We start from the raw sequence: 10,929 nt of genomic DNA, 5'->3' as shown, positions 1-10,929 counted from the left end.
CGGGCCGCGTGCCGCCCCGGCCCCGCCGCGCGCCCCGTGCGGCGGCGCGGCGGCCGCAGCCTCAGTGCGCCTCGGCCCAGCTCCGGCCGGTGCCGACCTCGACCGCCAGCGGCACGCGCAGCGTGACGACGCCCTCCATCACCTCGCGCACCAGGGTGGCGGTCGGCTCCACCTCCGCCTCCGGCACCTCGAAGACCAGCTCGTCATGCACCTGCAGCAGCATCCGGGCCGACAGGCCGGCGCGGCGCAGCGCGCCCGGCAGGCGGACCATGGCGCGCTTGATCACCTCCGCCGCGCCGCCCTGGAAGGGGGCGTTGATGGCGGCGCGCTCGGCGCCGGCGCGGCGCATCATGTCCTTGGCGCCGATATCGGGCACCCAGAGCTTCCGCCCGAAGGAGGTGGAGACATGGCCCTGCAGCCGCGCCTCCTCCTTCAGCCGCTCCATGGCGTCGCGGATGCCCGGGTACTGGCCGAAATAGGCATCGATGATGCCGCGCGCCTCGGCGGGCGAGATGCCGAGGCGGCCCGCCAGGCCGAAGGCGGACATGCCGTAGATGATGCCGAAATTGATGGTCTTGGCGCGCCGCCGCGCTTCCCGGTCCACGGCATCGGGGGGCAGGCGGAAGATGTCGGCGGCGGTGCGGGCATGGATGTCCTGGCCGGTGGCGAAGGCCTCCCTCAGCGCCGGGACATCGGCCAGGTGGGCCAGCAGCCGCAGCTCGATCTGGCTGTAGTCGGCCGACATCAGCACATGCCCCGGCTCGGCGACGAAGGCCTGGCGGATGCGCTGGCCTTCCTCCGTCCGCACCGGGATGTTCTGCAGGTTCGGCTCCGTCGAGGAGAGGCGCCCCGTCGAGGTGTTCGCCATGGAGAAGCTGGTGTGCACGCGGCGGTCGCGCGGGTCGATCGCCGCCTGCAGCCCGTCCACATAGGTGGATTTCAGCTTGGAAAGCTGCCGCCAGTCGAGCACGCGGCGCGCCAGCTCCACGCCCTGCGCCGCCAGCTCCTCCAGCACCGTCACGTCGGTGCCCCAGGCGCCGCTGGCCTTGCTCTTCCTGCCGCCCGGCAGCTTCATCTCGTCGAACAGGATCTCCCCGAGCTGCTTCGGCGAGCCGACATTGAAGCTGCGGCCGGCAAGCTGGTGGATCCCGGCTTCGAGCGCCGCCATGCGCGTGGTGAAATCCTCGCCGATGCGGGCCAGCTCGGCGCCGTCCACCTTGATGCCGGCGATCTCCATGTCCCGCAGCACGCCGACCATGCGGCGCTCCACCTGCTCATACAGCGCGAGCGCCTGCTCCTCCCGCAGCCGCGGCTTCAGCAGGTGCCAGAGCCGCAGCGTGACATCGGCATCCTCCGCCGCATAGGCGGTGGCCTTGTCGAGCGGCACCTTGTCGAAGGTGATGCGGGCGCGGCCGGTGCCCGTCACCTCGTCGAAGGACACCGGCTTGTGGCCCAGGTGCAGGACCGCAAGCTCGTCCATGCCATGCCCGTGCCGCCCGGCCTCCATGGCGTAGGAGATCATCATGGTGTCGTCCACCGGGGCGACGGCGATGCCGCCATTCTCCTCCCGGCAGAAGACCTCCAGGTCGTATTTGGCGTTCTGCAGCACCTTCAGCACGCCGGGGTCGGTCAGCAGCGGCCGCAGCGCGGCGATGGCATCGTCGAAGGGGATCTGCTCCGGCGCCGCCGGCGCCTCTTCCGCCAGCATGTCGGCCTGCGCCGCGCCGGGCGAGACGTGGCGCAGCGGGATGTAGCAGGCGCGCCCGGGCGCGGTGGCCAGGCAGATGCCGACCAGCCGCGCATGCAGCGCATCTAGGCTGTCGGTCTCGGTATCCAGGCCGACGACGCCGGCCTCCATCGCCTCGGCGATCCATCGCTCCAGCGCCGGCAGGGTCGTCACCGTCTCATAGGGTCCGAAGGCGGCGCTGCCGGCCTCGGCCGCCGGCACCACGGCCTGCGCCGCCGCATGCGCGGCGACCGCGCTGTTGCGCGCCCGCGTGCCTGCATCGCCCGCCGCCTCGCCCAGGCCCATGCGGGCGAGGACGCTGCGGAAGCCCTGGTCCTCGAGGAATTTCTTCAGGGTCGCCGGCTCCGGCGGCCTGACCGCCAGGTCCTCGATCGGCGCGGTCAGCGGCGCCGCGTCGTCCAGCTTCACCAGCGTCTTCGAGATGCGCGCCTTCTCGGCATGCTCGACCAGCGCCTCGCGCCGCTTCGGCTGCTTGATCTTCGGCGCGTTCTCGAGAAGCGTCTCGAGGTCGCCGTATTCGGTGATGAGCTGCGCCGCGGTCTTGATGCCGATGCCGGGCACGCCCGGGACGTTGTCCGTCGGGTCGCCGGCCAGGGCCTGGACGTCCACCACCTTCTCCGGCGGGACGCCGAATTTCTCGATGACCTCGGCCTCCCGGATCGGCTTCTGCTTGATCGGGTCCAGCATCTGCACGCCGGGGCGGACCAGCTGCATCAGGTCCTTGTCGGAGGAGACGATCGTCACCTCCCCGCCCTGCGCGACGAATTCCCGCGCATAGGCGGCGATCAGGTCGTCGGCCTCGTAGCCCTCGCGCTCCACCTGGGCGACGCCGAAGGCCTCGGTCGCCTCGCGGATCAGGGCGAATTGCGGGACCAGCTCGGGCGGCGGGTCGGGCCGATGCGCCTTGTAGTCGGGGTAGAGGTCGCTGCGGAAGGTGACGCGGCCGGCATCGAACACCACCGCCAGGTGGCTGCCGCGATGGTCGATCAGGAAGCGCGACAGCATCTGGGTGAAGCCGAAGACGGCATTCACCGGCGTGCCGTCCGGCCGCGTCATCGGCGGCAGGGCGTGGAAGGCGCGGAAGATGTAGCCGCTGCCATCCACCAGCACGAGGTGCCGGCTGCCCGGCGGCGTGACCGGCACCGCCTCGGCCGCGGCGGCGGCCTCGGCCAGCGCCGTGCCGCGCGGGCGCGCGGCCTCGGGCGCCGCGTCCTCAGTGATGGTCGCCATCCCCGGCACCGGCCTTCAGCACAAAGGTGATCGAGCAGTAGGGGCAGGTGACCTGGTCATGCCCGGCGGCGATCCGCAGCCAGACCCGCGGATGGCCCAGGGCGCCGGCCCCCACCTCGCCATCGCAGGGGATGCTGCGCGCCGTCACCTCGATCCGCTGGTCCGGGGTGACGCCCGGCACGGGCTGGGGCGCATAGCCGGTGATCTTGCCGTCGCGCATCGGGGTCCTTGCATCCGCTGTCGGTCAGGCCGGGAAGATAGGCCCGGGCGGCGGGGCAAGCCAGACGCCAGGGCCGGATGCCGGGGACGCCGCATCGCCGCCGCCGGCGCGCCGGCAACCGGTCATTTCGTGGCATTGCCCGTGCGGGACTCCTCCGGCAACAGGGATGCCCCGCACCACGGGGCGGATCCCGCCGCAACCCGAAGGACCGGATGGCCCAGGCGTGACCCTCTTCCCCTTCCGCGCCGCCCCGCCCGCCCCCACACCGGCCCCCGAACCGGCCCGGCTGCCGGCGCGGCCGGTCCCGCGCGCCGCCTGGCGGCGCCTGGCCGCCCTGCTGCTGCTGGCCCTGCCCGCCGCCGCCTGCACCCCGGTGGTGATCCCGGCCGGGCCGCCGGTGACCGCCCCCGCCTATGCCGGCGACGCGCTGGTGATGCCGGACGGCGCCCGCCTGCCGCTGCGCCGCTGGCTGCCGGAGGCGCCGCCGCGCGCCATCCTGCTGGCCCTGCACGGCTTCAACGACGCCGCCCGCAACTTCATGGAGGATGCGGCGCCCGCCTTCACCGCGGCCGGCGTCGTCGTCTATGCCTATGACCAGCGGGGCTTCGGCGCCGCGCCGCATCCCGGCATCTGGCCCGGCGCCGACAGCCTGGCGGCCGATGCCGTCGACGCCGCCCGGCTGATCCGCGCCCGCCATCCCGGCCTGCCCCTGGTGATGCTGGGGGAAAGCATGGGCGCCGCCGTGACCGTGCTGGCGGCGACCCGCCCCGACCCGCCGCCGGCCTCCGGCTACATCCTGATGGCGCCGGCCTTCTGGGGGCGGCAGGACATGCCGGGGGTGATGCGCGGCGCGCTCTGGCTGGCCAGCCGCACCATCCCGCTGGTCGGCTTCCCCGGCACCGCCGGCGGCATCGTGGCGACCGACAACGAGGAGGCGCTGCGCCGCTGGTCGCGCGACCCGCTGACCATCAAGATCACCCGCGTCGATGCCGCCAGCGGCCTCGTGGACCTGATGGACGCCGCCATCGCCGCGGTGCCGGCCTGCTGCGGCACCGCGCTGCGCCCCGGCCCGGCGCCGGTCCTGGTGCTGCTGGGGGCGAAGGACCGCATCATCCCGCCGCGCGCCGCGCGCCGGGTGGTGCGGGAGATGCGGGAGGCCGAGGCGGAGCGCGTCGCCTACTACGCCGAAGGCTGGCACCTGCTGCTGCGGGACCGGCAGCGCGCGGTGGTGGCGGAGGACATCCTGGCCTGGATCGCGGCGCCCGCGGCGCCGCTGCCATCGGGCGCGGACCGGGCAGCCGAAGCCTGGCTGGCGACGCCGACGGGCGACCGGGACTGACGGGCGTCGATCGTGGCCGATCGACGGCCCCGCGATCGCCGGCCGGTTGGCGCCGCAGACCCTGGCGGCACGGCCTGCGCGGCGGCGCCCGCCCGGGCGCTCGGGATCAACGGACCATGCATGCCGCTGGCATGACGCCGGCCGGCGCGCGCCCCGGCGCCTGCCGGCCGGCCTGCCGCGCGGGGCCGGCGGGGCGCCGCCGGAGACCGAAAGGCCCTGGGAAACCAGGGGTTTCGCTGCCGCGTTGGCGCGGCACTCGACACCGGCCCCGACACGGACCATCTGCCCGCCATGGACATCACGCTCACGCTCGGGCTGCTCGGCTTCCTGGCCGCCTGCTTCGCGGCCGCGTCGACCGGCGCCGTCTTCAAGCCCGGCGCCTGGTACGAGGCGCTGGCCAAGCCGCGCTGGAACCCGCCGAACTGGCTCTTCCCCATCGCCTGGTCGGCACTCTACGTGATGATGGCCTTCGCCGGCTGGCTGGTCTGGCGCGGGGCGGGCTTCGCCGGGGCGGGGCTGGCACTCGGCCTCTGGGCGCTGCAGCTGGCGCTGAATGCCGCCTGGTCCTGGATCTTCTTCGGCATGAAGCGGATGGACTGGGCGCTGGCGGAGCTGGTCGCGCTGTGGCTGGCGCTGGCCGCCACCATCCTCGCCTTCGCGCCGCACAGCGCCATCGCCGCCTGGCTGCTGGTGCCCTACCTGGTCTGGGTCAGCTTCGCCGGGTTCCTGAACTGGACCATCTGGCGGCTGAACCCGGGCAATGTCCCGGCCGCGGCGGCGCGGACGGCGGCCGCCCGCGGCTAGAGCGGATCGCGGGAGGGTGTGAACGCCCGGACGAGTGAATCTGCTCTGCAATCAATAGGATAGAGCGGCTTGCGCGTTCAGAAGAACGCGCAAGCCGCTCTCGTGTCCTGCCCGCTGCGTCCGCGGCCACTGGCTGCGAACGCAGCGGACCAGCAGGCCACTGAAACCAAAGGCTAGTGGCTAGAACCGGAGGGCGCCGCCGGTGGTGGAGACCTTCGGATCCGGGACACTTGGGCCTGTCGGCAACGCGCTGCGGCAGGTCCCGGCGCCCGGAATTGCCGCCTATTCCGCCCGGGGATGCGCCTTCCGCCAGGTGGCGAGGAGCGAGGTGGCGTCCACCGCCGTGTAGCGTTGGGTGGTCGACAGGCTGGCATGGCCCAGCAATTCCTGGATCGCCCGCAGGTCGGCGCCGCCGCCCAGCAGATGCGTGGCGAAGGAATGCCGCAGCGCATGCGGCGTCGCATGCTCCGGCAGGCCGGCGAGGCGGCGATAGGTCCGCAGCGCCCGCTGCGCCACCGCCGGGTCCAGCCGGGCGCCGCGGGCGCCGAGGAAGAGCGGCTCGCCGGCCAGGGCGCCGGGCCGCAGCGCCAGATAGGCGGCCATGGCCTGCCGCACCGCCGGCAGCACCGGGACGAGGCGCGGCTTGCCGCCCTTGCCGGTCACCCGCAGCGCCGCCTCGCTGCCCGGCAGCGGCGCGTCACGGACATCCAGCGCCAGCGCCTCCGCGATGCGCAGGCCGCAGCCGTAGAGCAGGGTGAACAGCGCGGTGTCGCGCGCCGCCTGCTCCGCCGGGCGCAGGGCGCGCTCTGGGTCGTGCACCTCGCCGGTCCGGCGCGCTGCCTCCAGCGCCTGGTCGGGCGTCAGGGCGCGCGGCGCCGGCGGCTTCAGGCGCGGGCCGCGGATGGTGGAGAGGGCGATGGGCTGCTGCCCGGTGGTGCGGGCGAGGAAGCGCAGGAAGCCGCGGATGGCGGCAAGCTGCCGGGCGCGGGTCGCCGGCCCCGCCCCGGCCGCCGCCCGCGCGGCCAGGAAGGCGCGCAGGTCGGCGGGGCGCAGCGCGGCGAGGGCGGCCGCGTCCGGCTCCTCCCCCAGATGGCCGGCGAGGAAGCCCAGCAGGTCGGCCAGGTCCCGCCCATAGGCCTCGGTGGTGTTGGCGGCGGCCCGTCTCTCCCGGGCCAGCCAGTCGAGGTAGCGGGCGCGCGCCTCGGCGCCGGTCATCGGGCGGTCCCGGGCCGGCCCCGGGGTCGCCCGGCCCCCGGCGGGGAAGGGGGCAGCGCCCCCCGCGTCACCGGGCCAGCGCCGCGGCCACGGTCCGGCCGAGGAAGGCCAGCGTCGCCACCGCCTGCCGCGTCGGCAGCGCATGCGGGTCCCGCGCGCCCAGCGCCAGCAGGGTGGGCGTGCCGGTCCAGACCGGCACCCGGACCAGCGCATCCCGCTGGATCAGCGATGCCGCTTCCTCGTGCAGCAGCTCGACCTCGGTCGGGGCGGCGCGGATGATGGCATCCTTCCCCGGGCCGAGCAGCCGGGCGACCGTGCCGCGCGGCAGCGGCAGCAGGCCGCGGCGATCCGGCTTCTCGCTCAGCAGGCTGCAGGTCTCGATGCCCAGCAGGGCGGGCAGTTCCTGGGTGACGGTGTCCAGCACGTCGGTGCTGCGCATCAGCGCCAGCACCGCCAGGCGGACGCGGATCGTCAGGCCGTAGCCGGCGCGGCCGGCGGTGACGGCGCTCTCCACCTCGGATTCCAGGCTGCGGACCCGCTGCCGCTCGGCATCCAGCATGGCCGCCATGTGGTCGGCCATGCGTTCGCCATGCACCCGCCGCGGCGGCCGCAGGGCGCGGTAGATCTCCGGATGCTCCGCCAGGAAGTCCGGATGCGCCTTCAGGAAGGCGACGACCGCGGCGGGGCTCGGCGCCTCGTCCTCGGGTGCGGGAAGGCGGCTGGCGCCGGGAAGGGTCGCGGTCACAGGATGCTCTGGCCCGTCTTGCGCCAATCGGCCAGGAAGGCCTCGAGGCCCCGGTCGGTCAGCGGATGCTTGATGAGCTGGCGGATGACGGCGGGCGGCAGGGTCGCCACCTCGGCGCCGAACTTCGCGGCCTCGACCAGATGGATGGGGTGGCGGATGGACGCGACAAGGACTTCAGTCTTAATATGCGGATAGTTGCGGTATATTTTCACGATATCGGCAATCAGCTGCATGCCGTCATAGGCGATGTCGTCCAGCCGGCCGACGAAGGGGGAGATGAAGGTGGCACCGGCCTTGGCCGCCAGCAGCGCCTGCGCGGGGGAGAAGCAGAGCGTGACATTGACCATGGTGCCCTCGGCCGAGAGGGCGCGGCAGGTGCGCAGCCCGGCCTCGGTCAGCGGGACCTTCACGGTGACATTCGGCGCGATCTCCCGCAGGTACCGGCCTTCGGCCAGCATGTCGTCGTATTCGGTGGCGGTCACCTCGGCCGAGACCGGGCCGGGGGTGATGGCGCAGATCTCGGCGATCACCTCGGCCATCCGGCGGCCCGACTTGGCGATGAGGCTCGGGTTGGTCGTGACGCCGTCGACCAGCCCCGCCTCGGCCAGGGATCGGATCTCCGGCACCTCAGCGGTGTCCACGAAGAATTTCATGGCGGGGGGAACCTTCCATGCGAACGCAGCGGCCGCGGCGGCGGTAATCGTTGCGCTTTTGTTCTAGACTAGGATAACTGATGCTCCCCCTGCCGGGAAAGCACCGCGATATGAAAGACACGCCTCCCGTGTCCGCGCGGACACGCGTTCGCGTATTGCTGCCCCTGCCTCTTGCCGGGGCCTATGACTATGCTGTGCCCGCTTCCATGGCGCTCCGTCCAGGGGAATTCGTCTCCGTTCCGCTCAACCACAGAGACATGATTGGCGTGGTCTGGGACCCGCCGGCGGAGCCCGAGGCGACCCCCGTGCCGGACCGCCGGCTGCGCCCCGTTTCCGCCACGCTGCCGGCCCCGCCGATGACCGAGAGCCTCCGGCGCTTCGTCGACTGGGTGGCGGCCTATACGCTCAGCCCGCCCGGGGCGGTCCTGCGCATGGCGATGAGCGTGCCGGCGGCGCTGGAGGCGCCGACGCCGCAGGCCGGCTGGATCCTCGCCCCGCCCGGCGGCAACAGCCGCCCCCGCATCACGCCGGAACGGCAGCGGGTGCTGGATGCGATGCGGCCCGGCGAGGTGCGGGCCGGCGCGCCCCTGGCCGAGGAGGCGAAGGTCTCGCTCGGCGTGCTGCGCGGCATGGCGGAGAACGGGCTGATCCGCCCCGCCCTGCTGCCGCAGCGCCGCCGCTTCGGCTGGCCGGACCCGGCGCATCCCGGCCCGGCGCTGGCGCCCGATCAGGCGGCCGCCGGGGCGGCCCTGCGGGCGACCGTGGCGGCCGGCGCCTTCGGCGTGACGCTGCTGACCGGCGTCACGGGATCCGGCAAGACCGAGGTCTACCTGGACGCGGTCGCCGAATGCCTCCGCCAGGGCCGCCAGGCGCTGGTGCTGCTGCCGGAGATCGCGCTGTCGGCGCAATGGCTGGACCGCTTCAGGGCGCGCTTCGGCGTCGCCCCGGCGCTGTGGCATTCCGAGGTGACGTCGCGGACCCGCCGCGACACCTGGCGGGCGGTGGCGGAGGGCGAGGCGCCGGTGGTCGTCGGCGCCCGCAGCGCGCTGTTCCTGCCCTTCCCCGATCTCGGCCTGGTGGTGGTCGATGAGGAGCACGAGACGGCCTTCAAGCAGGAGGATGGCGTCGTCTACCACGCCCGCGACATGGCGGTGGTGCGCGCGCGCCTCAATCGCGCCGCCTGCGTGCTGGTCTCGGCGACGCCGAGCCTCGAGAGCCTGACCAATGCCGAGAGCGGCCGCTACGCCGCGCTGCACCTGCCGCAGCGGCATGGCGGCGCGACGCTGCCGGCGATCACCATGGTGGACCTGCGGCGGGACCCGCCGGAGCGCGGCCGCTTCCTGTCGCCCCTGCTGGCCACGGCGGTGACCGAGACGATCGGCCGCGGCGAGCAGGCCATGCTGTTCCTGAACCGCCGCGGCTATGCGCCGCTGACGCTCTGCCGGCATTGCGGCCACCGCATGCGCTGCCCGAACTGCACCGCCTGGCTGGTGGAGCACCGCGCCCAGCGTCGCCTGCAATGCCATCACTGCGGCCATGCCGAACCGCCCCCCGCCGAATGTCCCGAATGCGGCACCGCCAACAGCCTGACGGCGGTGGGCCCGGGGGTGGAGCGTGTCATGGAGGAGGCGACGGCGCTTTGGCCTGACGCAAGGCGACTGGTCATGGCGTCCGATACCCTGCCCGGGCCGGCGGCCGCGGCGGAGGCGGCGCGCGCCATCCAGGACCGCGAGGTGGACCTCATCATCGGCACGCAGATCGTCGCCAAGGGCTGGCATTTCCCGCATCTCACCCTGGTCGGCGTGGTGGATGCCGATCTTGGCCTGGCGGGTGGCGATTTGAGGGCAGCCGAGCGCACGGTGCAGTTACTGCACCAGGTCGCCGGCCGCGCCGGCCGGGCGGAGGCGCCGGGCCAGGTGCTGCTGCAGAGCTTCTCGCCCGATCACCCCGTCATGCGGGCGCTGGTCTCCGGCGACCTCGAGGCCTTCATGCAGGAGGAGGCGGCGATGCGCCGCCCGGGCCACTGGCCGCCCTTCGGCCGGCTGGCGGCGCTGATCGTGAGTTCCGAGGAGGAGCGGGAAGCCGACCGCACCGCGCGCGACCTGGGCCTGGCGGCGCCGGGTGGGGAGGGTGTGCAGGTGCTGGGCCCGGCGCCGGCGCCGCTGGCGCTGCTGCGCGGCCGCTACCGCCGGCGGCTGCTGCTGAAGACCCGGCGCGACATCGCGGTGCAGCCCATCCTGCGGGATTGGCTGGCGCGGGTGCCGGTGCCGAACCATGTCCGGGTGCAGGTGGACGTGGACCCGGTGGGCTTCCTGTAGCGCGGCCGCGATGGCGCGCCCCCGATGGCGCGCCCCCGACGGCGCATTTCCGACCGGCGGCGCGGTCAGGCCGGGCGCGGCCGCCGTCCGGCCAGCAGCACCGCCGCCGCCACCAGCTGCAGCCCGGCCGCCAGCAGGGGCGGCGCCGCCGCGCCCCAGCCCTGCAGCGCCGCGCCGAAGATCGCCGGGCCGAAGGCGTAGAAGCCCTGGTTCACCGCGGTCAGCAGCGCGAGGACCGCCGAGACCTGCTCGGGCGGCCATTCCGCCTGGGCGATCAGCGGCGGCAGCGACAGCAGGTTGCCGATGCCGAGGCCGAAGACCAGCGTGCCCAGCAGCAGCGCCGCCGGCGCCTCCCCGGCGACCGCCAGCACGGCGCAGCCGGTCGCCTGCAGCAGGAAATTCGCCCCCCCCGCCAGCCGCCGGTCGAGGTCCGGCGGCAGCGCCACGCCGACCACGGTGCGGCCGATCACCGCGCAGGCCGTCGCCGCGCCCATGGCCATTCCCGCCCCCGCCTCCCCCAGCACCGGCGCCAGGATGGAGACCAGCGTCGTCACCAGCCCCATCTGCGCGACGAGGCCGATGGCGAAGGCAAGGGAGAGGCTGCGGAAGGCCGGCTGCCGCCAGAGCGGCCCGGCCGGCGCCGCCAGCGGCCGCGGCG

The 10,929-nt window shown here is 74.2% G+C and carries 8 protein-coding genes and 1 pseudogene; 3 read left to right on the top strand and 6 right to left on the bottom strand.

The features are described 5' to 3' along the window. Nucleotides 1-61: 61 nt before the first annotated feature. Together polA and E2C05_RS23550 are read right to left on the bottom strand one after the other, a co-directional pair. Nucleotides 62-2,977 carry a DNA polymerase I gene (polA, locus tag E2C05_RS23555; RefSeq protein ID WP_133222090.1) on the bottom strand — a complete coding sequence of 972 codons (2,916 nt, stop codon included), beginning with the start codon at nucleotides 2,975-2,977 and terminating at the stop codon, nucleotides 62-64. Then, on the bottom strand, nucleotides 2,961-3,197 hold the full coding sequence (locus E2C05_RS23550) for a zinc-finger domain-containing protein (protein WP_133222089.1): 237 nt from the start codon (nucleotides 3,195-3,197) through the stop codon (nucleotides 2,961-2,963). The genes polA and E2C05_RS23550 overlap by 17 nt, the downstream gene beginning before the upstream one ends. A 223-nt stretch (nucleotides 3,198-3,420) precedes the next feature. Here E2C05_RS23550 and E2C05_RS23545 point away from each other — a divergent pair, with 223 nt between their 5' ends. Both E2C05_RS23545 and E2C05_RS23540 read left to right on the top strand, forming a co-directional pair. Then, nucleotides 3,421-4,536: an alpha/beta fold hydrolase gene (locus E2C05_RS23545; RefSeq protein ID WP_240046864.1), complete on the top strand. Its 1,116-nt coding sequence runs from the start codon at nucleotides 3,421-3,423 to the stop codon at nucleotides 4,534-4,536. 291 nt (nucleotides 4,537-4,827) lie between these two features. After that, nucleotides 4,828-5,340 carry a TspO/MBR family protein gene (locus E2C05_RS23540; protein ID WP_133222087.1) on the top strand — a complete coding sequence of 171 codons (513 nt, stop codon included), beginning with the start codon at nucleotides 4,828-4,830 and terminating at the stop codon, nucleotides 5,338-5,340. Between the two features lie 282 nt (nucleotides 5,341-5,622). Here the strand turns inward: E2C05_RS23540 and E2C05_RS23535 are convergent, their stop codons facing one another. From E2C05_RS23535 to fsa, 3 genes are all read right to left on the bottom strand, one after another. Beyond that, on the bottom strand, nucleotides 5,623-6,555 hold the full coding sequence (locus E2C05_RS23535; protein WP_133222086.1) for a tyrosine-type recombinase/integrase: 933 nt from the start codon (nucleotides 6,553-6,555) through the stop codon (nucleotides 5,623-5,625). 67 nt (nucleotides 6,556-6,622) lie between these two features. Continuing rightward, nucleotides 6,623-7,300 carry a DUF484 family protein gene (locus E2C05_RS23530; RefSeq protein ID WP_158292324.1) on the bottom strand — a complete coding sequence of 226 codons (678 nt, stop codon included), beginning with the start codon at nucleotides 7,298-7,300 and terminating at the stop codon, nucleotides 6,623-6,625. Then, nucleotides 7,297-7,953 (bottom strand): fructose-6-phosphate aldolase, encoded by a 657-nt coding sequence (gene fsa, locus E2C05_RS23525; protein WP_133222084.1) that lies wholly within the window; start codon nucleotides 7,951-7,953, stop codon nucleotides 7,297-7,299. Before fsa ends, E2C05_RS23530 begins: the two co-directional genes overlap by 4 nt. A gap of 110 nt (nucleotides 7,954-8,063) precedes the next feature. Here fsa and E2C05_RS23520 point away from each other — a divergent pair, with 110 nt between their 5' ends. Continuing rightward, the gene (locus tag E2C05_RS23520; RefSeq protein WP_133222083.1) at nucleotides 8,064-10,271 is read left to right on the top strand and encodes a primosomal protein N'; all 2,208 of its coding nucleotides are present in this window, start codon (nucleotides 8,064-8,066) and stop codon (nucleotides 10,269-10,271) included. A 65-nt stretch (nucleotides 10,272-10,336) separates the two neighbouring features. Here the strand turns inward: E2C05_RS23520 and E2C05_RS33315 are convergent. Beyond that, nucleotides 10,337-10,929: pseudogene (locus E2C05_RS33315) on the bottom strand (hypothetical protein); the annotation flags it as partial.

Source organism: Paracraurococcus ruber, assembly GCF_004353985.1.
Lineage (GTDB): Bacteria > Pseudomonadota > Alphaproteobacteria > Acetobacterales > Acetobacteraceae > Paracraurococcus > Paracraurococcus ruber.
Note: the sequence above shows the minus strand (reverse complement) of the source record. Positions and strands in the feature narration are given on the sequence as shown.